19 protein-coding genes and 2 pseudogenes are annotated in these 23,251 nt (G+C 61.0%); 14 read left to right on the forward strand and 7 right to left on the reverse strand.

Translation table 11 applies throughout. The features are described from left to right. The first annotated feature begins 18 nt into the window (after positions 1-18). The 7 genes from nrfA (at position 19) to nrfF (ending at position 7,727) form a co-directional block, all read left to right on the forward strand. A complete protein-coding gene (nrfA, locus tag ACTG20_RS13700) occupies positions 19-1,455 on the forward strand; it encodes an ammonia-forming nitrite reductase cytochrome c552 subunit (protein WP_376787913.1) in 1,437 nt (478 codons plus the stop codon). 53 nt (positions 1,456-1,508) lie between these two features. After that, a complete protein-coding gene (gene nrfB / locus ACTG20_RS13705; protein ID WP_106843831.1) occupies positions 1,509-2,108 on the forward strand; it encodes a cytochrome c nitrite reductase pentaheme subunit in 600 nt (199 codons plus the stop codon). Beyond that, positions 2,105-2,785 carry a cytochrome c nitrite reductase Fe-S protein gene (gene nrfC, locus ACTG20_RS13710; RefSeq protein ID WP_194496327.1) on the forward strand — a complete coding sequence of 227 codons (681 nt, stop codon included), beginning with the start codon at positions 2,105-2,107 and terminating at the stop codon, positions 2,783-2,785. Before nrfB ends, nrfC begins: the two co-directional genes overlap by 4 nt. Positions 2,786-2,872: 87 nt before the next feature. Further along, on the forward strand, positions 2,873-3,826 hold the full coding sequence (gene nrfD / locus ACTG20_RS13715; protein WP_194496326.1) for a cytochrome c nitrite reductase subunit NrfD: 954 nt from the start codon (positions 2,873-2,875) through the stop codon (positions 3,824-3,826). A 162-nt stretch (positions 3,827-3,988) separates the two neighbouring features. Continuing rightward, entirely contained in the window at positions 3,989-5,956 is a 1,968-nt protein-coding gene (gene nrfE, locus ACTG20_RS13720) for a heme lyase NrfEFG subunit NrfE (RefSeq protein WP_439987730.1), read from the forward strand. Continuing rightward, positions 5,953-6,528 carry a DsbE family thiol:disulfide interchange protein gene (locus ACTG20_RS13725; protein WP_194496324.1) on the forward strand — a complete coding sequence of 192 codons (576 nt, stop codon included), beginning with the start codon at positions 5,953-5,955 and terminating at the stop codon, positions 6,526-6,528. The genes nrfE and ACTG20_RS13725 overlap by 4 nt, the downstream gene beginning before the upstream one ends. Beyond that, entirely contained in the window at positions 6,525-7,727 is a 1,203-nt protein-coding gene (nrfF, locus tag ACTG20_RS13730; protein WP_194496323.1) for a heme lyase NrfEFG subunit NrfF, read from the forward strand. Before ACTG20_RS13725 ends, nrfF begins: the two co-directional genes overlap by 4 nt. 141 nt (positions 7,728-7,868) lie before the next feature. Here the strand turns inward: nrfF and phnX are convergent, their stop codons facing one another. The 3 genes from phnX to phnW are packed head-to-tail and all read right to left on the reverse strand — an operon-like array spanning position 7,869 to position 11,279. Then, positions 7,869-8,708, reverse strand: coding sequence for a phosphonoacetaldehyde hydrolase (gene phnX, locus ACTG20_RS13735; RefSeq protein ID WP_194496322.1), 840 nt, complete (start codon positions 8,706-8,708; stop codon positions 7,869-7,871). Beyond that, positions 8,701-10,140 (reverse strand): aspartate aminotransferase family protein, encoded by a 1,440-nt coding sequence (locus ACTG20_RS13740; protein WP_439987732.1) that lies wholly within the window; start codon positions 10,138-10,140, stop codon positions 8,701-8,703. The genes phnX and ACTG20_RS13740 overlap by 8 nt, the downstream gene beginning before the upstream one ends. Continuing rightward, on the reverse strand, positions 10,137-11,279 hold the full coding sequence (gene phnW / locus ACTG20_RS13745; protein ID WP_439987733.1) for a 2-aminoethylphosphonate--pyruvate transaminase: 1,143 nt from the start codon (positions 11,277-11,279) through the stop codon (positions 10,137-10,139). The genes ACTG20_RS13740 and phnW overlap by 4 nt, the downstream gene beginning before the upstream one ends. Before the next feature lie 265 nt (positions 11,280-11,544). On the opposite strand from phnW, the gene phnR reads away from it, so the two are divergent. The 6 genes and pseudogenes from phnR to ACTG20_RS13775 form a co-directional block, all read left to right on the forward strand. Continuing rightward, positions 11,545-12,252, forward strand: a complete 708-nt coding sequence (gene phnR, locus ACTG20_RS13750) for a phosphonate utilization transcriptional regulator PhnR (RefSeq protein ID WP_219263784.1) — start codon at positions 11,545-11,547, stop codon at positions 12,250-12,252. Positions 12,253-12,372: 120 nt separating this feature from the next. Further along, complete coding sequence (locus ACTG20_RS13755; protein WP_043824248.1) at positions 12,373-13,392, forward strand: putative 2-aminoethylphosphonate ABC transporter substrate-binding protein; 1,020 nt, start codon at positions 12,373-12,375, stop codon at positions 13,390-13,392. A 272-nt stretch (positions 13,393-13,664) separates the two neighbouring features. Further along, positions 13,665-14,759 (forward strand): putative 2-aminoethylphosphonate ABC transporter ATP-binding protein, encoded by a 1,095-nt coding sequence (locus ACTG20_RS13760; protein WP_439987734.1) that lies wholly within the window; start codon positions 13,665-13,667, stop codon positions 14,757-14,759. Beyond that, positions 14,756-16,492, forward strand: coding sequence for a putative 2-aminoethylphosphonate ABC transporter permease subunit (locus ACTG20_RS13765; RefSeq protein WP_439987735.1), 1,737 nt, complete (start codon positions 14,756-14,758; stop codon positions 16,490-16,492). Before ACTG20_RS13760 ends, ACTG20_RS13765 begins: the two co-directional genes overlap by 4 nt. Before the next feature lie 18 nt (positions 16,493-16,510). After that, positions 16,511-17,917: an FAD-dependent oxidoreductase gene (locus ACTG20_RS13770; RefSeq protein WP_194496316.1), complete on the forward strand. Its 1,407-nt coding sequence runs from the start codon at positions 16,511-16,513 to the stop codon at positions 17,915-17,917. A 359-nt stretch (positions 17,918-18,276) separates the two neighbouring features. Continuing rightward, a pseudogene (locus ACTG20_RS13775) lies at positions 18,277-18,906 on the forward strand (SDR family NAD(P)-dependent oxidoreductase); the annotation flags it as partial. A gap of 68 nt (positions 18,907-18,974) precedes the next feature. Here ACTG20_RS13775 and ACTG20_RS13780 read toward each other — a convergent pair. The 4 genes and pseudogenes from ACTG20_RS13780 to ACTG20_RS13795 all read right to left on the reverse strand — a co-directional run bounded on the left by ACTG20_RS13780 (position 18,975) and on the right by ACTG20_RS13795 (position 21,365). Next, on the reverse strand, positions 18,975-19,442 hold the full coding sequence (locus ACTG20_RS13780) for a GNAT family N-acetyltransferase (RefSeq protein WP_194496314.1): 468 nt from the start codon (positions 19,440-19,442) through the stop codon (positions 18,975-18,977). A gap of 179 nt (positions 19,443-19,621) precedes the next feature. Next, positions 19,622-19,954, reverse strand: a pseudogene (locus ACTG20_RS13785) (helix-turn-helix domain-containing protein); the annotation flags it as partial. 135 nt (positions 19,955-20,089) lie between these two features. Continuing rightward, positions 20,090-20,851: a zinc-dependent peptidase gene (locus ACTG20_RS13790; RefSeq protein WP_196783551.1), complete on the reverse strand. Its 762-nt coding sequence runs from the start codon at positions 20,849-20,851 to the stop codon at positions 20,090-20,092. A gap of 76 nt (positions 20,852-20,927) precedes the next feature. Beyond that, positions 20,928-21,365: a GNAT family N-acetyltransferase gene (locus ACTG20_RS13795; protein ID WP_194496312.1), complete on the reverse strand. Its 438-nt coding sequence runs from the start codon at positions 21,363-21,365 to the stop codon at positions 20,928-20,930. 350 nt (positions 21,366-21,715) lie between these two features. Between ACTG20_RS13795 and ACTG20_RS13800 the strand changes: the two genes are divergently transcribed. Next, positions 21,716-23,215, forward strand: a complete 1,500-nt coding sequence (locus ACTG20_RS13800) for an alanine/glycine:cation symporter family protein (RefSeq protein WP_139476900.1) — start codon at positions 21,716-21,718, stop codon at positions 23,213-23,215. The last annotated feature ends 36 nt before the right edge of the window (positions 23,216-23,251 follow it).

Consider the following 23,251-nt stretch of genomic DNA (forward strand, 5'->3'; position numbering starts at 1 on the left):
TATCTGGGAGTGATAAACGTGGGTTCACAACACAGGCATATCAAACTGGGCCTCGCCACCCTGCTGCTGACTACCAGCCTTGGCACCAGCGGCTGGGCACTAGCTGATGACGCAACCACCAATGGCAAGATAGAGGCGCGCAGCGAGCTGTTCGCCAAGGATCACGCCGATCAGTTCACCAGCTGGCAAGCCACCAGCGAGAGCAAGGAGCGCATCGACGCGCTGGCGGAAGATCCCAATATGGTGGTGCTGTGGGGCGGTTACCCTTTCGCCAAGGATTACAACAAGCCGCGGGGCCACTTCTATGCGCTGACCGACGTGCGGGAAACCCTGCGTACCGGCGCCCCCAAGACAGCCGAAGATGGCCCGCTGCCGATGGCCTGCTGGAGCTGCAAAGGCCCGGACGTGGCCCGCGTCATCGACGAGCAGGGTGAAGATGGCTACTTCAAAGGGATGTGGGCCAAGGGTGGGCCGGAAGTAGTCAACACCATCGGCTGCGCCGACTGCCACGACACCGCCTCGAAGGAGTTCAAGGAGGGCAAACCGGCCCTGCACCTCTCCCGTCCCTATGCCGATCGGGCCATGACAGCCATCGGCAAGCCGTTCAAGGAGCAGGGGCGCTTTGATCAGCAGTCCCAGGTGTGCGGCCAGTGCCACGTGGAGTATTACTTCAGCGGCCCCACCAAGGCTGTCAAATTCCCCTGGGACAAGGGCACCACTGTGGAGCAGATGGAGGCCTATTACGATGAAATCGGCTTTGCCGACTGGACCCATGCCCTCTCCAAAACCCCCATGCTGAAAGCCCAGCACCCCGAGTACGAAACCTGGCGCGCCGGCATTCACGGCCAGAACAACGTCGCCTGTGTCGATTGCCACATGCCCAAGGTGCAAAACGAGCAGGGCAAGGTCTACACCGATCACAAAGTGGGGAACCCCTTCGATCGTTTCGAGCAGACCTGCCGCAACTGCCACACCCAGAGCAAGGAGATGCTGCAAGGGATCGTCAAGCAGCGCAAAGAGGCGGTGATCGACACCAAGCTGAAGGTCGAGAAGCAGCTGGTACACGCCCACTTTGAAGCCAAGGCGGCCTGGGATGCCGGCGCCACCGAGGCAGAGATGAAGGATATTCTGCAGGACATCCGTCACGCCCAGTGGCGCTGGGACTACGCCATCGCCTCCCACGGGGTGCAGATGCACGCCCCCGAAGTGGCCCTCAAGGTACTTGGCAGCGCGCTGGATAAAGCCGCTGACGCCCGCACCAAGCTGGCGCGCCTGTTGGCCAGCAAGGGGATCAGCCACGAGATCGCCATCCCCGATATCTCCACCAAGGAGAAAGCGCAAGCCGCCCTTGGCATGGACATGAAGCAGTTCAACAGCGACAAGGCCCAGTTCCTCAAGACCACGGTCCCCGCCTGGGATGCCGAGGCTAAAGCGGCCGGACGGCTGGCACAGTAACGGCGCCTGCGGGTCCGGCGCCAAGTCGGACCCGCAGCGGATGGAGGTTTCCTATGGGTGATTTAACGATGGATTTCTTACGACTGATGCTGATGGCAGCCATGCTACTCACCAGCCTGCAGGGTCAGGCGGCCGAGCCGGCAGCAGCCCCTGTACCAGCTACACATGAGGTGGAATTTTTACGCAATCCCGACAAGGCCTGCACCGACTGTCACAAGGAGCAGAGCGAGGGAATGCACGGCAAGCATGGTCAGGCGACCAATCCCAACAACCTCAAGCCGGTGACCTGCACCAACTGCCACGGCCAGCCCTCCCCCCAGCACCGGGAAGGGGTCAAGGATGTGATGCGCTTCAGCCACAGCCTGAAGGATAAAGAGAGCATCAAGCTTTATCCCATCAGCGAGCAGAATGGAGTCTGCATGAGCTGCCACGAGCCCAAACCACTGCGCGAGGCGCTCTGGGCCCACGACGTGCACGCCACCAAGCTCACCTGCACCAGCTGCCACCAGTTGCATCCGGCCAAGGAGCCCATGGTGGGGATCCCGGAAAAATCCCGCATCAAGCTCTGCGTCGACTGCCACAGCAAGCAACATGAGGCCAGCAAGGCCCGGCAGGAGCAGTCCAAACCGGCTACCGGCAAGGAGGCATCATGAGCTGCTCTCGCCGTGACTTTATGGCGGGCGTGGGCGCGGGGGCCCTTATCATGATGACGGGGCCGACTCGTTCCCTTGCTACCCCCCTCGCCCACAGCCAGACCATCGACGGGATCCGCTATGGCATGATCCACGATGAGACGGCCTGCATCGGCTGCACCGCCTGCATGGATGCCTGCCGGGAGGTCAATAAGGTGCCGGAAGGGGTCTCGCGCCTCGAGATCATCCGCTCAGGCCCCATCGGTGAATTTCCCGACGCCGAGTACCGCTTCTTTCGCAAGTCCTGCCAGCACTGCGACAACGCCCCCTGCGTGCATGTCTGCCCCACCGGCGCCTCCCATATCCGCCAGGAGGATGGCATCGTCGATGTCAACGCGGATCTCTGCGTCGGTTGCATGTATTGCCTGGCCGCCTGCCCCTATCAGGTGCGCTTTATCAACCCGGTCACCCGAGTGGCGGACAAATGCGATTTTTGCCGCAAGACCAACCTGGCGGCGGGCAAGGAGCCAGCCTGCGTGGAATCCTGCCCCACCAAGGCGCTGGTGTTCGGCAATCTGGATGACCCGGACAGCCCCATCGCCCAACGGCTGGTGAAGGAGACCACCTATCGCTACAAGCAGGCACTCGGCACCTCGCCCAAGATGTACCGCGTGCCCAAAGGGGAGATAACGTCATGACCATGCAAGCGGCATTTCACTTCACCTCTCTTGTCTGGGGATTTACCCGATCGCCATCTACTGCTGTGACAGAGGGAGGAATGGATCATGTTGCATGACGCATTTCACTTCCCTTCCCTTGTCTGGGACTGGCCCATCGCCATCTATCTCTTTCTGCTAGGCATCTCCGCCGGGGCCACCACCCTCTCGGTGCTGCTGCGCAGCAAAGGGGCCGGCAGCGAGAGCGGCATCATCAAGGCAACCGCCATTCTGGCGCCAGCGAGCGTGATATTGGGGCTGCTGATCCTTATCTTCCATCTGGCCCGCCCCTGGACCTTCTGGAAGCTGATGTTCCACTACCAGTTCGACTCCGTGATGTCGATGGGGGTCATGCTGTTCCAGCTCTATATGGCGGTGCTGTTCGCCTGGCTGGCGGTGGTGTTTCGGGCCGAGATCGAGACAATGCGCAGCCGGTTGCTGAAAGAGAAGTTCGCTTTTGTGGATGGGCTGATTGGCTGGCTTGCCCGCATCGAGCGGCTGCTGGCCCCGCTGTTGCTGCTGCTCGCCGTGCTGCTGGGGGCCTACACCGGCTTTCTGCTTTCCGCGCTCAAGACCTATCCGCTCTTGAACAACCCTGTGCTGCCGGTGCTGTTTCTGGTCTCGGGCATCAGCTCAGGTATCGCCTCCACCATCTTGCTGGCGGTGACGCTCTTCAAGGAGAACCATCACAGCCAGGGGGTGAGCTTTGTTCACCGCTTCGAACGGCCAGTGCTGGTGATGGAGGTGTTGCTGCTGGTCTGCTTCTTTACCGGCCTCTACTTCGGTGGCGGCCAGAAAGAGGTGGCGATGTGGGCGGCCATCGGCAGCGGCTTCTGGGCTCAGGTGTTCTGGGTCGGCGTGGTGGGGGTCGGCATGCTGCTGCCCCAGCTGCTGGCCCTGCTGACCCCGGCGCCCCTGCGGGAGCGAAACGGCCATCTGGTGCTGGTCTGCAGCCTGACCCTGGTGGGGATCTTGCTGCTGCGCTACTTCGTGCTTTATGCCGGTCAAATGACGGTCGTATAACGGTATGATCACCAGCGCCAGCCGCCCTCGGGTGACTGGCGCTTATTTGTGGCGATGAGTTTTTGCGATTGGTTGTTGCCAGGAGTGTGGATGTTATCCCCCAGCGCCGGTACGGTGCAGACGCTGCGGCATAACATAGACGAATGATTGACTGGAGGTTGTGTGCTAGCGGAGCTCGGCTATCTCTCACTGTTGCTGGCGGCGGCACTCTCCTTGCTGCAGGGCACACTGCCTTGGCTGGGATTACGGCTCGCCTCCCCGACCCTGCTGCGCTGCGCCAAGCCGCTGGCGCTGATCAATGCCGTCCTGCTATTGGCCTCCCTGCTGCTGCTCGCCAGCTGCTTTGGCCAGGATGATTTCACCGTCAGCTATGTGGCCCAGCACGCCAACAGAGCCCTGCCGCTGGGCTTCAAGCTGGCGGCGGTGTGGGGCGGCCATGAAGGCTCCATGCTCTTTTTCGTCTTTGCGCTGGGGTTGTGGGGCGCGCTGGTGGCCCTTTGCTCCAGGCGGGTCGATCCGCTTATTACAACCCGGGTATTGGCCATCATGGGGCTGATCGTCGGGCTCTTCGGCCTCTATACCCTGATCTTCTCCAGCCCGTTTGACCGCCAGTTTCCGGGGCCGCAGGAGGGGCGCGATCTCAACCCCATGCTGCAGGATATCGGCCTCATCATCCACCCACCCCTGCTCTATCTCGGTTACGTCGGCTTTGCGGTCAACTTCGCCTTCGCCATGGCGGCGCTGCACTCGGGCCGGCTCGATGGCGCAGTAGCCCACTGGAGTCGCCCCTGGGCGCTCGGCTCCTGGGTGTTTCTCACCGCCGGCATCGTGCTGGGCTCCTGGTGGGCCTATTACGAACTGGGCTGGGGCGGCTGGTGGTTCTGGGATCCGGTAGAAAATGCCTCCCTCTTGCCCTGGCTGCTGGGCACTGCCCTGCTGCACGCCCTGATTGTCTGCGAGAAGCGCGGCGCTTACGGCCACGCCGTGCTGTTGCTCTCCATCTTCACCTTCGCCTTGAGCCTGCTCGGCACCTTTGTGGTGCGCTCCGGGGTACTCACCTCGGTGCACGCCTTTGCGGTGGACCCCAGCCGCGGCCTCACCCTCTTGTTGCTGCTCGGCTTGCTATTGACCAGCGCCCTCACCCTGTTTGCCCTGCGGGCGGACATTCGCGCCCCCTATGCCCGCTTTGGCTTGCTGTCAAAAGAGGGGCTGCTCGGCACCGCCATCCTGCTGCTTTGCGTGGCCTGCGCCAGCGTGCTGCTCGGCACCTTCTACCCCATGGTGTTCCAGTCGCTTCATCTGGGTTCGCTCTCGGTGGGCGCACCCTATTTCAATACCATCTTCGTGCCGCTGGCCCTGCTGCTGATGGGGCTGATGACCCAGCTGCCGCGCCTGCGCTGGCAGCAGCTTCCGGCACATTCCCGACTCAACGCTTTGTTGCCGCCACTATTTGGCCTGCTTGGCGGCGGGCTGCTTAGCCTTGCCTATCTGGAACAGGGATCGTTTTCCGGTAGTTGGATTGGCATCCTCGCCAATATGGTGAGCCTCTGGCTGATGGCCAGCCTGCTGCTCCCGCTCTTGCAACCTACATTGCTGCGCGAGCTCACCCTCAATAGGTTCGGCAGCCTGCTGGCCCACCTCGGGGTGGCGGTGTGCGCCCTTGGCATTGCGCAGGTGAGTCACCACAGTCAGGAAGGGGGCACAGTGCTTGGTGCCAACCAACCCTACCAACTCGGCGCGTTCGAGTTTCGTTATGAGAGGCGCGAGCCGGTGATCGGCCCCAACTATACCGCCGAGCGGATCACGCTTAGCGTGCATAAAGACGGTAAAGAGGTGGCGCGGCTGACGCCGGAGCGGCGCCACTACAGCGTGCGCACCATGAACATGAACGAGCCGGGCATCGCGTGGGGAATGCTCGGCGATCTCTACGTGGTGCTGGGTGAGAAGATGGGGCCAGATGCCTATGCCATGCGGCTGCACTACAAGCCGCTGGTACGCTGGATCTGGCTCGGCGGCCTGTTGATGATGGCAGGCGGCACCCTGCGCCTGCTCGCACGTCGCCCCTTGCTTGCCTCCCGTTACGTTACGGTTGGCACCTCCCGTCCCCGGCTCGAACAGGAGGCGTTATGAGACCCCGCCTGCGCCTCTTTGTTCCACTGCTGCTGACCCTGGGCCTCGGCGCCCTGCTCTGGCTCGGCCTTGGCAACAACCCCTACAGCCAGGATGAGGCAACGCTCGGACGTACCCTGCCTGCGTGGCAAAGCAACAGTCTGCTGGACGGGAGTCAGATCCAGACCACCAGCCTCAAGGGGGAACCCTTTGTGCTTAACATCTGGGCCAGCTGGTGCGCCAACTGCCGTGCCGAGCATCCGCTGCTCAGCGAGTTCGCGGGCACAGTGCCCCTCTATGGCCTCAACTACCGGGACAAGAGGGACGCCGCCCGTGCCTGGCTTGCGCAGGCGGGTAACCCCTATCGCGCCGTGCTGGCCGACCCCGACGGCCGACTGGCGCTGGAGCTCGGCGTCTACGGCACGCCGGAGACCTATCTCTTTGACAGCGACGGCACCCTGCTGACCCGCCATACCGGCCTGCTCACCCGGGAGATCTGGCAACGCCAGTTTGCCCCCCTGCTTGCAAAGGCCCGCAGCAACACCGCTAGCCAGCCCGATGTGGAAAGAGAAGTGCAGGAGAGCAAGCCATGAGCCGCCTCGGCCACACCCTGATCGCGCAGCTCTTGCTGGCCTTGAGCCTAGGGGCCCTTGCCAGCGGGGTCGATACCTATCAGTTTCGCCATCCCGAGCTGCAAAATCGGGCGCAAGAGCTGGCCCGCGCCCTGCGCTGCCCCCAGTGCCAGAACCAGAATCTGGTGGAGTCCAACTCCCCCATCGCGCGGGATCTGCGGCTCGAGGTATACCGCTGGGTGGACGAGGGGCAGAGCGACGAGCAGGTAATCACTCGCATGACTGAGCGCTTCGGCGATTTCGTCCGCTACGATCCCCCCTTCAAGGCCAGCACGGCGCTGCTGTGGGGCGGCCCCCTGCTGCTGTTGGGGCTGGCGCTGTTAATCCTGTTTCGCCGCCTGACGCGCACAAAGGTGCAACCCATCCCTGCCGTTAAGGCAATCGATGAGTCAATCCATCAACCCGCCGCCGATCCGCGCAGCGAATTGAATCTGCTGATCATGCACGGGGAACAGGCAGGCCTCTCCCCCGACCAACCACTCTACAGTGAGCTAAGCGCCGCCCGCCTGGCCAACGCCATCCCGGCGGCTGAGCTGGCCCTGCGCGCGCAACTGACCAGCGAGCATGACAATCGCGGCCGCAATCATCGGCACGGGCGGGCCTTGTTGCTGCTTGGCCTCCTGGCCATCGCGGCCGTTGCCGCTGTGTATCTGGGCACCGGCCGTTATCAGGCGTGGCAGGCGTATCAATCCCGTCCCGATCCGCTGGCGGGGTTGAGCCCGCGGGATCTGCAAGACAAGGAGCTGGGGAGTCTGCATCAGAAACTTCAGCGCAACCCTGCCGATCTCGACAGCTGGGCGGCGCTCGGCCAGCTCTATCTCTATCGGGGCGAATATGACAACGCCCTGCTCGCCTATCAGCGCCTCGCTCTGCTGGAGGGGGGCGCCAGCGCGGCGACACAGGCCGCCCAAGCCACCGTGCTCTACTATCAGGCGGGCCAGCAGCTGACACCCGAGGCAACCCGCCTGCTGGAGAGCGCCCTCAAGCAGGACGCGGGGGAAGTGAGCGCCCTGATGCTGCTCGCCTCCGATCACTTCCTGCATGGCCGCTACAGCCAGGCCATTGCCCTGTGGCAGCAACTGCTCGATGAAGAGCGCCCCCGCATCAACCGAGCCGCGCTGATCGAGGCGATCCAGACCGCCCGCATGATGGGTGGCTAGCACGGCAGATCCGTTGCTTCTTTTCAGGACGTTGGCACCTTCTTCCTGCCAGGCCCTGCGCAATGTCAATCAATGCAAAACACCCCCATGCGGGGGTGTTTTGTTATTGGGCCACCTTGGCAGGTTTATCTCGACGTGCGCTTAAGGTCGCTCGCCAGCGGCCAGACGGCGGTTGATATCGGCGATAACCGGGGCGATGTCGGCCAGGGTATCAATCACATAGCGCGCCCCCGCCGCCCGCAGTTTGGCCTCAGCCGGTGCGCGCCGGGCGGCGATCTCCGCCTCGCTCATGGCGGCAAACTCTTCCCAAGTGGCACCAAATTCGTTGCCAGAAACCGACAATCCCACCGTCCACATGCCCGCGTTAAGCCCTTCGCTGATACCCGGCACGGCGTCATCCACCTTGATGCAGCGATGCACCGCGCTCACGCCCAGCTCAATTACGTTGGCCAGCGCCATCCAGGGACCGGGGCGACCACCAGCCTTGAGGTCATCGGTGGCGACCCAGTGATCCGGGCGATAGCCGTGATCGGCCGCCGCTGGCACCAGCGCCTCCATCACCGGACGGGGGTAACCGGAGCAGGAGCCGATTCGCAGCCCCTGACCCCGCAGAGCGTCCAGCACCGGCAGCACACCTGGGATGGGGGCAGCAAAGCGGGTCACCGCGGCAATCTGCAGCGGCATAAAGGTGTGATAAATGTGGTCCACCTCGGCATGGCTCATGGGGTGGCCGAAGCGTGCCTGCCAGCGCGCATCCACCGAGGGCAAACGGCCCAGCGCGGCGATATGATCCCACTTGCCAAGGCCCATGGGCTGGCGTGCCTCGTCCAGGGTCACGGGAAAGTCATAGGCGCGGGCGAAGGCCTCGACGAAGATGGAGGTGGGGGCGAAGGAGCCGAAATCGACGACGGTGCCAGCCCAGTCGAGGATCAGCGCCTCTACGTCGGTGGTCGGGTCTACAGCAATCTGCAAGTCAGTCATGGTGGTGTTCCTGTTTCGGTGAAAGTGTGATCTCGCCAAGGGCGCGATCGAGAATGGTGATGGCGCGCACCAGATCGACGCGAGCGATATTGAGCGGCGGCGAAAGCTGGATGACATTGCCCTGGGAGACCTTGAAGCTGAGCCCCAGCTCCAGACAGCGATAGAGCAGGCGCTCGGCGGCCTGGCTATTGCGGGTGCGACTCTGGTGATCGACCACCAGATCGAGCGCCCACAGGAGGCCGATACCTCGCACCTGCCCGATCAGCGGGTGACGCTCGGCAAGCTCCGCGAGCTCTGCCGCCATAAAACGGCCATCCTCCCGCACCTTGGCCAGCAACCCCTCTTCACGGATGGTACTGATGGTGGCGAGAGCCGCCGCGCAACCGATGGGGCTCTTCTCGTGGGTGTAGTGACCGAGCGAAATAGCTGCGGCCTGATTGAAACGGTCGCGGGTGATGAGCGCGGCAAACGGCACCACCCCGCCCCCCAACCCCTTGCCCAGACAGATGATGTCGGGCTCGATGCCGAACACCTCGAAGCTGAACCAATGGCCGGTGCGACCCAGTGCATTGGGGATCTCGTCGACAATCAGCAGCACCTTGTGGCGATCGCAGATCTCCCGCACCCGCTGCCAGTAGGCCTTCGAGGGCACCTGTACGTCAGTGTTGCGGATCGGCTCGGCGATAAAGGCGCCGATCCCTCCCTCCTTCTCGATGACGTACTCCAGATAATCGGCATAGTGCAGGTCATCCCCCTCCCCGCGATACCAGACACCGCGATAGCGGGTGGGAGGCGGAATGCGTTCCACTCCGGCCATCAGCGGGCCCATACCGGCGCGAAAACAGGCCTCGCCACCAACTGAGATAGCATCAAGGGAGGCGCCGTGAAAGGCATCCCAGAGGGACACCACCTTGCTGTTGCCGGTGATGAAACGGGCAAGCTTCAGGGCAATCCCCACCACCTCGCTGCCGCCGGGGGCGAACAGCACCCGGTTGAGATCGCCGGGGGCTAGTTCGGCCAGGGTACGGGCGCAGTCGATAGCGACCTGATGGGTGTAGCGGCGGGGCGCGAACGGCAGATCGGCGAGTTGCTGCTGCACCGCGGCCACCACCCTGGGGTGACCGTGGCCCAGCTGATGGACGCTGTTGCCGTGAAAATCGAGGTAACGCTTGCCCGATACGCTGGTCAACCAGCTCCCCTGCGCCCCCTCAATCAGATCCAGACAGGGGGTGGAGAGGGCCTGATGGAGGAAGTAGCGGCTATCCTCCGCCAATCCGGCCTGTACATCTTCGCTCTGGCCCGCCCACCAGCGCGCCCGCCCCTCGCCGAGGTTGATATCCCCTTCGCTGTCGGCGCGGCCGCTGCCGTGCAGCTTATGGTCATGCAAATCGCGGCCACGCAGATCACGACCCTGAGCCAGCATGCTGGTCATTGCGCGTCCCCTTGCCAGTAACAGGCGCTGGCCATGGCGGCGAGCAGATCCCGCACCCGCTCCGGGGTCACATCGCCGATATTGCCGATACGGAAGCAATCGGCTTGTGAGACCTTGCCCGGGTAGATAACAAAACCCTGTGCCTTGAGCCGCTGGTAGAAGTCGGCGAAGCGGTAGTCAGGGTGGGCCGGAGAGTAGAAGGCGGTGATGATGGGGGATTGCCATTTTTCTGGCAGCAGCGGCGCAAAGCCGAGCGCCGCCATCCCCGCCACCAGCGTGCGCTGATTTTCACTGTAACGCTGATGGCGGGCTTCAATGCCCCCCTCTTCGTCCAGCTCGCGCAGGGCCTGGGCAAAGGCGAGCACGGTATGGGTGGGCGAGGTAAAGCGCCACTTGCCCCCCTGCTGCTCCATGGTCTGCCACTGGGCGTGCAGGTCGAGGGAGACCGAGCGAGCACGACCGGCGCAGGCCGCCAGCGCGGCGCGGCGAGCGATGACAAAGCCAAAACCCGGCACCCCCTGAATGCACTTGTTGGCCGAGCTGATGAGAAACTCGATGCCAAGGCGCCCCATGTCGATGGGGATACCGCCAAAGCTGCTCATGGCATCGACGATCAGGCGAATGCCGCGGCGCTGGCAGAGCGCAGCCACCTCCTCCAATGGGTTGAGCATGCCGGTGGTGGTCTCGCAATGCACCATGGCCAGATGGGTGATCTCGGGGTGGCGCGCCAGCATCGCCTCGATGGCGGCGGGCTCCGGGCGGGTGGTCTCGCCGCAGTCCAGCTCGTGGTGGCTCAGGCCAAGGCAGCGGGCCATCTCCCCCATGCGGGCACCGTAGGCGCCGTTGTTGATGATCAGCAGACACTCATCGAGGCCTATCGCCGAGCCCAGCACGCTCTCCACCACATAGCTGCCACTCCCCTGCAGCAGCACGGCGCTGTAGTCACTTTCATATTCCGGGCCAGTGGCGAGGCGCACCAGCTCGCGGCGGATGGGCTCCACCACGCCCTGGTTGTAGTCCGCATCCCAGGTGCAGCTGTCTTGCAGCATGGCGGCGCGCACCGTGGCGGTGGTCGAGAGGGGGCCCGGGGTCAGCAGCAGGTAATCGACGGCAGCAGGGGCCGCAGGAATATGGGTCATGACTTCGCTCCTTTTGGTATATACCAGAATGAGCGCATTGTGGGTAACTGCCCCGCCAAGGTCAAAGGGGTGGGGCTACGTGCAACAAAAAATTCATTTTCAGCGCCGGGATCGCGATAATCTAGGAAGCCTGAACAGCAGGGGCACTGCTGGTATCTACCAACGCATGTTGATGTTGCCGTGTAACGACCGGGCAGATGACCTGCCCTGTGCCCACCCCATTGCCCAACTTATTGCACAACTTATTGCAAAACCAGGGATTTTCATGAGCAAACCGCAATATCTGCAGATCAAGGATGCCCTCGCCAACCAGATCCTGGCGGGGGGGCTGGCTCCCAATGACAAGCTCCCCTCCGAGCGGCTGCTGGGGGAACTCTATGGCACCACCCGGGTCACCATTCGCGAGGCACTGGTGCAGCTGGAGGCCAACGGCCTTATCTATCGGGAGGATCGCCGCGGCTGGTTCGTCACCCCGCCGCGCTTTCGCTTGAACCCCAGACGCACCTCCAACTTTCACCAGATAGTGCGGGAGCAAGGGGGTGAGCCGCGCACCGAACTGCTGGAGAAAAGCCGTCAGGCGGTACCGCCCGAATTGATGGCACAACTGCAGCTCAAGCCGTTCGACAGCCTGTTTCTGCTAAAACGGCTGCGCTACGCCAACGGGCGCGCCATCTGCTACTGCGAGAACCACTGCCTGCCAGAGCGGGTCCCGGGCCTGCTCGAGCTGGATCTCAACGGCAGCCTGACCGAGATCTATCAGGCCCATTACGATCTTCACTACGCCCGCATGCAGGTGCGTTTCTTCCCCACCGCCCTGCCGGACGAGGTAGCCAAGGCGCTGGGGGCCACCGCTGGCCTACCCGCCCTGCGCCTCGAGCGGCTCAACTTCGATCAGCACGGCCGGGTGCTCGACTTCGATCTGGAGTACTGGCGCCACGACAGTCTGGAGATCGAGGTGGATACCCAGGATTAGTCACGGATAAATCAGGAACGGCAAAACGTCACGGGGCTGTCACGGTCACGTCATAAAGATCCCCTAGCCTCTCTCTCGACCAATCTGGTTTATACCAAACCAATTTAACTGGAGAAGAGGATGAAACAGGGAACCCATCTGCTGGCCGCCGCCGTGCTGGCTGCCATGACCGCCCCGGCACTGGCCGCGACCGATCTCACCGTCTACACCGCCTTCGAACCGGAGCAGCTCAATGAGCTGAAAACCGCGTTCGAGCGCCAGCATCCGGACATCAACATCAAGTGGGTGCGTGACTCCACCGGCGTGGTCACCGCCCGCTTGCTGGCAGAAAAAGCGCAGCCCAAAGCGGATGTGGTATGGGGACTGGCCGCCACCAGCCTGATGCAGCTCGATCAGCAGCAGATGCTCAATGCCTATGCACCGAAAGGACTGGAGAAGCTCGACAGCCGCTTTCGCGACAGCAAGGCCGAGCCGCACTGGATCGGTCTGGACGCCTTCTTCAGCGCCATCTGCTTCAACAAGGTAGAGGCGGAGAAACAGGGGATCCCGGCCCCCACCAGCTGGGCCGACCTCACCAAGCCCATCTACAAGGGCAAGGTGATCATGCCCAACCCCAGCTCCTCCGGCACCGGTTACCTGAGCGTTGCTGGCTGGCTGCAGACCATGGGCGAGCAGCAGGGTTGGCAATTTATGAACGGCCTGCACCAGAACATCGACCGTTACACCCACTCGGGCTCCGCCCCCTGCAAGCTGGCCGCCAGCGGTGAAACGGTGATCGGTATCTCCTTCGACTTCCCGGCTACCAGCCTCAAGGCCAAGGGAGCCCCCATCGAGGTGGTGTTCCCGAAAGAGGGGTCGGGCTGGGATATGGAAGCCGCCGCCATCATCAAGGGCACCCCCAAGCTGGAAGCAGCCAAACAGCTGCTCGACTTTGCCGCCACCGAACAAGCCAACGCCCTCTACAACAAATCGTTCGCCGTGGTCGCCATCCCTGATGTGGCCCAACCGAGAGCGGGCTATCCGGCGGATATCAAAGGCCAGATGATCGACAACGACTTTAGCTGGGCAGCCCGCGAGCGTAACGCCATCCTGGCCCAGTGGAGCGCCAGCTTCGACGGCAAGACCGAAGCCAAACAGTAAGCGTGAAGGGCGGCGGTTTGTTCACGCCAGACACACAGCCACCAATAAACTGCCAGTCGAAGGCCAACAGCTGTTGGCCTTCGCTTTTTGGTTTTAACTTCCCGAGTGTGTATTGTCTTCAATTAGCGATGCTTAGTCCATTCGCACAGGGCCCAGCCACTTGCTGGCGACCCGATGTCATTTGACTGTCATCAAGCTGTCATCCCCCGATCACCTGACCGTCACACTTCACCCGCAAACTGGTATATACCAAATCAGTAGCGAGTCGAACCATGACCCAGCCCTATCTGGACATTCAATATCTCAACAAGCAGTTCGGTGCTTTTCAGGCCCTTAAAGGGATCTCTCTGACCATTGAGCCGGGGGAGTTTATCTGCTTTCTCGGCCCCTCCGGCTGCGGAAAAACCACCCTGCTCAGAGCCATCGCCGGCTTGGATCTGCCGGACAGCGGCGAGATCTGGCAAGGAGGGCGCAATATCTCTCGCCTGCCGCCCCAGGAGCGCGATTTTGGCATCGTGTTTCAGTCCTATGCTCTCTTCCCCAACTTGACGGTGGCCCAGAACATCGCCTTCGGCCTTGAAAATCAGGGGTTGGCGCGGGATCTCATCAAGGAGCGGGTGGACCACTGGCTGGGGCTGGTGGATCTCACTGCCCAGTCCCACAAATACCCGAGCCAGATCTCCGGCGGCCAGCAGCAGCGGGTGGCGCTGGCCCGGGCGCTCGCCCTCTCCCCCGGTCTGTTGTTGCTGGACGAACCGCTCAGCGCGCTGGATGCGCTGGTGCGCACCCACCTTCGCAGCGAGATCCGCGCCCTGCAGCAGCGCCTTGGCATCACCACCATCATGGTGACCCACGATCAGGAAGAGGCGCTGACCATGGCCGATCGCATCGTGGTGATGGAGGGCGGCCGCATCGTACAGGTGGGCACCCCGCAGGAGATCTACCACCAGCCTGCCAGCCGCTTCGTGGCAAGCTTCGTCGGCACCATGAACTTCCTCGAGACCCTGGTGCTGAGCCCCACTCAGGTGCGCCTCAACGAACAACCGCTGACACTTGCCAACCAGGCCGCTGCCGGCAGCAAATTGCAGGTGGCGATCCGCCCCGAGGCGATCACCCTGAGTGCGCCGAGCGAGCCGCATCTTGGCCAACATGGCGTTGAAGCAACCATCGATCAGGTGGAGTTTCTCGGCGCTGCCCAGCGTCTTATCTGCACCGCCGACACCTATCTGGGCCCGCAGCAGATCCTGGTGGAGCGCCCGACCCACGAGCTGCCCCGCCACGAACAGGGTGGCTGGCGCAGCGGCATGCGCTGCTCGCTGCACTGGCCCGCCGCGGCGATGCAGCTGTTTGAAGGAGATCGCCCATGACAGCCCCCTTCGCGACCTCCTCCCTGTTGCCGCCAGCGACAGCCCGCAAAGACTCTCGCTGGCAGCGGCTTTGTCGCGGCTGGAGCCGGGATCAGCTGCTGCAACTGTTCCTGCTTGCGCTCGGCATCGCCCTGCTCACCGGCGGTCTGCTGCTGCCACTGCTCACCATGCTGCAAAAAAGTCTGCAGGATGAGAACGGCCTCTGGGTGGGCCTTGCCAACTTCAGCGCCTACTTCGACTCCCCTCATCTGGGACGCACCATCGGCAACACCCTCTGGCTCGGGGTGCTGATCACTGCGCTGGTGGTGACCATCGCCTTTGGCTACGCCTACGCCCTCACCCGCACCTGTATGCCGGGCAAGCCCCTGTTTCGCCTCATCGGTTTGATCCCGCTCCTGATGCCCTCCCTGTTGCCCGCCATCAGTCTGGTCTACTGGTTTGGCAATCAGGGGATGGCCAAGGGGCTGCTCGGCGGCGAGAGCATCTACGGCCCCATCGGCATCGTCATTGGTCTGGGCTTCTGGTGCTTCCCCCACGCCCTGATGATCCTTATCACGGCGCTCGGCCAGAGCGATGCCCGCCTCTATGAAGCCTCCCGGGTGCTCGGCAGCAGCGGCTGGCGCACCTTTGTCACCGTCACCCTGCCTACCGCCCGTTATGGCCTGCTCAGCGCCGCCATCGCCGTCTTCACCCTCACCATCTGTGACTTCGGGGTAGCCAAGGTGATTGGCGGCCAGTACAGCGTGCTGGCTACCGACATCTACCGGCAGGTGATCGGGATGCAGAACTTCTCGCTGGGCGCCGTTGCCAGCGTCACTCTGCTGCTGCCGGCGCTCTTGAGCTTTGCGCTGGAGCACAGAGTGCGCAGCAAGATGCAGGAGCAGAGCAGCACCAAGGCGGTGCCCTATCAACCCAAACCCCATCGGCTGCGGGATCTGCTGGCGCTCGGTTGGTGCACGCTCTGGGCCCTGCTGTTTCTGGCACTGGTCGGGATGGCGGTTTACGGCTCCCTGGTGCAGTTCTGGCCCTACAACCTCGGGCTGACGCTCGATCACTACGCCTTTGACAGCAATAGCGTCTATGGCTGGCAGCCCTTTACCAACACCTTGCAGTTGGGCCTCTATACCGCGCTTATCGGTACCGTGCTGGTGATGGTGCTGGCCTGGGCGCAGGAGAAGGGACGCCACTTCCCATGGCTTCGCCAGTTGCTGCATCTGCTCGCCATGCTGTCGCTGGCGGTACCCGGCATGGTGCTGGGGCTGGGTTACATCTTCTTTTTCAACGGCAATCCGCTCTTTGGCAGCCTCTATGGCACTCTGCCGCTGATGGTGCTCTCCTGCGTCATCCACTACTACACGGTGGGCCATATGACGGCGCTGACCAGCCTCAAGCAACTGCCCAAGGAGCTGGAGCTGGTGGCCATCTCCTTGCGCATTCCGCTCTGGAAGGCGTTCTGGCGGGTTACCCTGCCCGCCTCCCTGCCCGCGCTCTTGGAGATCTTTATCTATCTGTTCGTCAACGCCATGACCACCACCTCGGCGGTGATCTTCCTCTATTCGAGCGACAGCGTGCTCGCCTCCATCGCCGTGCTCAATATGGAGGATTCCGGCGATACCGCCGCGGCCGCCGCCATGGCCACCCTGATCCTGCTGGCCGCCGCCACCATCAAGCTGCTCCAGCTCTTTTTGAGCCGCGCCCTGCTGGATCGCACCCAGCGCTGGCGCCACCAATAACCTTATCGAGGAGTCATCATGTCCACTCTCCCCTTCTGGCTGGCCGAAGCGCTCGCCGCCGAACAACCCGCACCGCCCACGCCCCTAGTCGGCAACCACGAGGCCGATGTCTGCATCGTCGGTGGCGGCTTTACCGGGCTGTGGAGCGCCATCGCCCTTAAACAGACCGAGCCCCACTTGCACGTCATAGTGCTGGAGAAAGATCGCTGCGGCAGCGGCGCCTCCGGGCGCAACGGCGGCTGTTTGCTCACCTGGTCGGCCAAATACCTGACCTTAAAGCGTCTGTTTGGCGAAGAGCAGGCCGCCTGGCTGGTGCAAAGATCCGAACAGGCGGTACACGAGATCGCCCGCTTCTGCGAAAAGCACAACATAGAGGCAGAGCTGAGGGTCGAGGGCACCTGCTACACAGCCACCAGCGAGGCGCAGCGCGGCCTGATGGAGCCGGTATTGCGGGAGCTACAGCGCGCAGACCTTAACCAGTGGCAGGCGATTGAAGAGGGTGAACTGGCGAGCCAGAGCGGCTCCCACGTTCATCTGGAGGGGCTCTACAGCCCCCACGCCGGTTCGGTGCAACCGGCACTGTTGGTGCGCGGCCTGCTGCGGATAGCGCGGGAACTGGGGGTCGAGGTCTATGAGCACTCCCCCATGCAGCGCCTTGAGGCGGGCCAGCCAGCGCGGGTGCAAACACCGCAAGGTGAGGTACGTGCCCGCAAGGTGGTACTGGCCCTCAACAGCGCCATGGTGCAGCACTTTCGCGAGTTTCGCCGCAGTATCGTGCTGGTCTCCTCCGATATGGTGATAACCGACCCCGCGCCGGATGCACTGGCCGCCCAGCAGCTTGCGCACGGCCGCTCTGTGGTGGATGGCCGCACCTTTGTCCATTACTACCGCTCCACCCCGCAAGGGCGGCTGATGCTGGGCAAGGGGGGCAACACCTTCGCCTTTGCCAACCGCCATCTGGCCGAGTTTGATGCGCCGAGCCGTTATCTTGCCCCCCTCACCCGCACCCTGCGCCGCTTCTTTCCAGCGCTCAAAGAGGTGCCCATCGCCGCCAGCTGGTGCGGCGCCTCCGACCGCTCGGTAGATGGCCTCCCCTTCTTCGGCCACTGGCGAGGGCAGCCCAATATCGTCTATGGCCTCGGCTACTCCGGCAACGGGGTGGCCCAGAGCTGGATGGGCGGCCAGATCCTGGCGGCGTTAGTGCGCGATGAAGTGCGGGAGGAGGACAAGCCGTGGCGCGACTGCGCCCTAGTCAGCGGCCCGCGTGGCTACTTCCCGCCAGAGCCATTCCGCTGGCTGGGCGCCATGGCGGTGCGCAACGCCATCAGGCGCAAGGAGCGTGCGGAAGATGAAAACCGCCCGGTGGCCTGGTATGACAAACAGCTGGCCAAACTTGCCGATGCAGCGGGCAAGGCGGATAAATAGCTTGGTGATAACGGTCAAACATTACCCATACTGTTCGCCCCACACCCTATTTCTTGAAAATGCCGACCCGAGGGTCGGCTTTTGAATCACTAGGCTTACTCGCGATATACAGTGATACCACGTCATCTAAATTGGTTGTGGCAGCATAAGAAGCTTGACGACTCCAATAGCTGATAGCAGGCAATCCATGTGGCATACTTGCCACCAAATGCTCGAATACGCATCGATACTCGATACTGAAGGTAGTGATAAATGACAGTGATAAATGACAATGTGCAAAATGGGACGAGTGATGAAAGCAGTGTTGATAACAGGTGCCAGCAGAGGATTAGGGTTAGCGCTAGTTCAGACTTTTTACGAGCGGATATCAGGTTTATGCCGTGGTCAGAACCACCAGCGCTTCTGACATGCTCACTACTATCTACCCTGCCGTCTCTGTGCTGATAGCCGATGTCAGCCATGAAAATTATGAAGAACAGCTATTTTGTTTTATCCAAGACAGAGCAGTTGATATCGTCATAAATAATGCAGGCTCTGCTGGCACTCCAGGGATCGAAACAAGGCATAGCACCGGCGACCAGCTGGTTTATGAATTTAAGACCCACTGTGTCGGTGCGCTATCAACCGTTAATGCCGTATTGCGCAATGAAAATGTATTACCCCCATCCTTGATCGTAAATATCAGTTCAAGGAGAGGCTCATTAAATATGCAATCGGCAGGCGCAACCAAAGGAGTTAAATGTTCTTTCTCCTATCGTATAGCAAAGGCTGCTCAAAACATGCTGTCGCTGTGCATGGCCGATGATCTGGAGAGCATGGGCATAAAAGTTATCTCCGTTCACCCCGGAGCATTACTTACCAAAATGGCACCTGCTGATGCGACACTGACACCAGAGCAGTCAGCAAACAGATTGATAAAAATCCTAGAGAGTAATGACTTTAATACGCGAGATTTTATTTGCCTTGAAACAGGGAAACTTCCGTGGTGAATTACAGGGCGAACTCAAACGAGTTCGCCAAATGTAACCAGTCTAGCGACCTCCCCTTTCAACCATTTTTATACAGCCACGTGCCATACCATGATGGTTGTTTCCCAGTGACCGTGGGTTGATTTATGTATTGCGTTGAAGCCTTGCTCACGATAGAAATCCACGTTATGTGTTTCACACTGCAAGTAGAGTGTCGCAACACCACGGGAAACAGCCATATTCTTGGCAACATTGATCATTTTTTTTGCGATACCTTTCCTGCGGTACACTGCAGGAACATAGATCCCACCAATCCAGAACTCATATTCAGGGTGATTTTTATTTTCCTGAATTTTCAGCTCCAATGTTCCAACCAGTTCTCTATCGTCATACGCCACCAAGCTAAATGGGATATCTCTATTTAAGGCTGCAACTTCAACCTTTTTACGCACCATCTCATTCGTAACGCCTGGGACATGAGATGCCCACTCATCGAAATACCATTCAACTATTTTCGATACGTGATGTGGATGATCCGCTAGCAAAGAAATGTCCATACACCCTCTTTACATAACCAAATTCCTTCGGTGTTTATAGTAACAACTGATATTTACACTATAAAAATAGATCATATCAAACGATCGCCCAACCACATACTTCATCAAGAACGGGCTAATCCATATAATAGCCGAGCACTAGGATAAGCGATAACAACACCGAGCATTACGATTCCAGCCCACACGCCACGCACACCGCCCGCACTGCCATTGATGCCTTGCAGAGCCAGTTCTTGGGCGACCCGCAGCGGGCCTTGAGTTGGTCTGGTGAGGGAGTAATCGAGGATGGCCTGTTCAATCTCGGGCGCAACCCGATTGGGATGAGCCCCTTTACAGCCCGGCAATTTGTCGAGCAAGCCCTCGGCGCCATAGGTCTGGTAATTACGGCGAATTTCGTAGAACTGCTGGCGGCTGTAACCAATGAGCTTGCAGGCTTTACTGACGTTATTGAGCTCTTTGGCGAGCGCTAGCAGGCTGAGTTTACGACGTGCTACTTTCTCGTTGGTGGTCATACGGTGACTCCGGATAACACGGTAGGGGTACCGTTTTGTTATCCGGTTTGAAGCCGTATGACCACTCCCTACCATCTCCATACAGACCACAATTAAGCATTTCCACTGTTTTACCATTTTTGTTGTGCATTGATGTCACAGAATTCCGTAACCTCCCTCCCCCGCCAGCAAGCGGGTCACGGGGAAACGCAGTGCTGGATCCTGGCTAAAGAACTGGCTCATTTGCCGGTATACGTCGGGATAGACCTGCTGCAGCCGCAGCGGATCGGTAAAGAAGCACTCACAGCTGACGGCAAAAAATTCGGCAGGATGTTCGGCGGCATAGGGATCGATGGCAGTTACCTCATCCCGATCTAGCTGCTGGCAGAGCGCATCGAAGGCGGTCTGAAAGGCCTGTTGCCACTGCTGGCTGCTCATCAGCCCCGGCAACGGCGGCGCGCCGTCCGCCTCCCCCCCCAGCATGTCGAGCTTGTGGGCCAGCTCGTGGATCACCAGATTAAAGCCGTCCCAGTCGCCATCCTGCTGCAGTTCGCTCCAGGCCAGCACCAGCGGCCCTTGCGGCCAGGATTCGCCTGCATTCTCCTCTTCAAACTCGCTCACCAGCCCGAACTCATCCTGCACCTCCTGACGCCGTGTCACGGGCTCGGGGATGATGATGATTTCGTGAAAGCCGCGATACCAGTCAAGGCCGAGGTGCAAGATGGGCAACGCCGCCTGCAGCGCCAGCACCGCCTGTTGACGGCGGCTGAGCTCGACCCCGATCAGGGTCAGGGTCTTGCGCTTGAGCAGCTGTTGCCCCAAGCCGATAAGCGTTGTCTGCTCGGTGTCGCTGAGCCCTTGCAAGATGGGTACAGCCGCCAGCGCCTGACGCCACAGCGCCAATTCATCCTCACTCATGGGCGTTTGTGGGCGACCACCCAGCCATTTGAACCATCCCAGCACGCCTACTCCTTCTTTTGATGCAAACAACAGGTTACAGCAGTTTGACGAACCGTTTCGGCCGCTCCTGATAATCCTGCGCCAGATAGAAACGGTGGGCCGCCTCGCGCTTGAGACTGCTGGATAGCTCCAGCTGGGCGCAACCTGCGGCCCGCGCCATCGCTTCGGCGCCCTTGAGCAGGGCTGCGCCCACTCCCGCCCCTCTTGCCCCTTCATCGACAACCAGCGCCGAGATCAGGCCCCAAGCTGGTGCAACATGCAATGGTGCCAGCTTGTGCCAGACCAGCACGCCGACCACCTTGTCGCCCTGGGAGGCGAGCAGCACAACGCTCGCGGGATCCGGCGCCAACAGGCGCGCCGTCACGTCAGCGCCTTCGGCAGGATACCCCAATTGGCTGAACAGGTGGGCGATGGCGCTCCCGTCGTCGGCCTCAGGGGGACGGATCGTCAACGTCTCAGGATCATTTTTCATTGTTGGCCTCATGTTTGCTTTCCATTGTGTTACGCCCGTCACATTGTCCGGCGCAGATCAACAAGGAGGATCTCATCTTTACTCATAGAAAACGCTGCCTGCCATTATCCACCCACCCTTGTCAATTCACAAATTTGCAACAAGACAACATTTTTAGCTGGGAAGAATGGATGCAACTCGATATGTTACCTCCCATGCATGGCGCGGGTTTGCGCCCTGCCAAACCACTCGGAGCCACCCTCGTTTGCTTACCTCAGACTGTTAACAAATGAGCCCCGAACTGTGACAGAGAGCGAGGCCAAGATCTCGCCAAGACAGCGCCACAAAACACAACAAAGGAGTTGTTGTACATGAATGAAATCGTCAATGCCATCAATGGTGTAATCTGGAGCCCTGCGCTCATCTACCTGTGTCTGGGGGTCGGTCTTTACTTCTCCCTGCGTACCCGTTTTTTGCAACTGCGTCATATCAAAGAGATGGTGCGCCTGATGTTTGATGGCAAGAGCACCGATGCCGGTGTCTCCTCCTTCCAGGCGCTGGCCATGACCCTGGCAGGTCGCGTGGGTACCGGTAACATCGCCGGTGTGGCCACCGCCATCACCTTCGGTGGCCCGGGCGCCCTGTTCTGGATGTGGATGGTCGCCTTCCTCGGCGCCAGCTCTGCCTTCGTGGAGTCCACCCTGGGTCAGGTTTACAAAGAGAAGATCAACGGTGAATACCGCGGCGGCCCGGCCTTCTATATCGAGAAAGGGCTTGGCATGAAGTGGTACGCCTGGACCTTCGCCATCGCTACCGTCTTCGCCTGCGGCGTGCTGCTGCCGGGCGTGCAGGCCAACTCCATCGGTTCAAGCCTGCAGACCGCCTTTAATATCGATCCGAACGTCACTGCCGCCGGTCTGGCGCTGCTGCTCGGCTTTATTATCTTCGGTGGCGTCAAGCGTATCGCCAACTTCGCCAGTACCGTAGTGCCCTTTATGGCGCTGGGCTACATCATCGTGGCTTGCGTCATCATCGCCCTCAATATCGGCCAGCTGCCGGGCGTGATCCTGCTGATCTGGAAGAGCGCCTTCGGTCTGGATGCCGGTTTCGGTGCCATTCTGGGTCTGGCCATCATGTGGGGGGTAAAACGCGGGGTCTACTCCAACGAAGCGGGTCAGGGTACCGGGCCGCACGCCTCCTCTGCGGCGGCAGTGAGCCACCCGGCCAAGCAGGGTCTGGTTCAGGCGTTCTCCGTCTATATCGACACCCTGTTCGTCTGCTCCGCCACCGGCTTTATGCTGCTGATCACCGGCCTCTATAACGTACAAGGGCCGGACGGCGCCGCCATCTACACGGGTATTGCCGGTATCGCAGCAGGTCCGGGCTATGTACAGACCGCCATGGAGAGCATGATGCCGGGCTTTGGCAGCATTTTCGTGGCCATCGCGCTGTTCTTCTTCGCGTTCACCACCATCGTTGCCTACTACTACATCGCCGAAACCAACATCGCCTACATCAACCGTAAGATTAATCGCCCCTGGCTCACCTTCTTGCTGAAGATTGCGCTGATGGCTGCCACTGTCTACGGCACCGTCAAGACGGCAGATCTGGCGTGGGGCATGGGTGATATCGGGGTTGGCCTGATGGCATGGCTCAACATCATCGCCATTCTGCTGCTGCAAAAGACCGCCTTCACCTGTCTGAAGGATTATGAAGCGCAGCAAGCACAAGGTATTGACCCCGTATTCCACCCGGAGAAGCTCGGCATCAAGAACGCCGATTACTGGGTGGGCAAACGCTCCGAAGAGAACCTGGAGCGGGAGAAATCGGGCCATCAGTTCGAGCCGGATCAGGATCGCAAGACCTCCTGAATCAAAACGACATAAGACATCAATAAAAAATGGCAG

This window comes from Aeromonas sp. 84A (assembly GCF_051919345.1).
GTDB lineage: Bacteria > Pseudomonadota > Gammaproteobacteria > Enterobacterales > Aeromonadaceae > Aeromonas > Aeromonas veronii.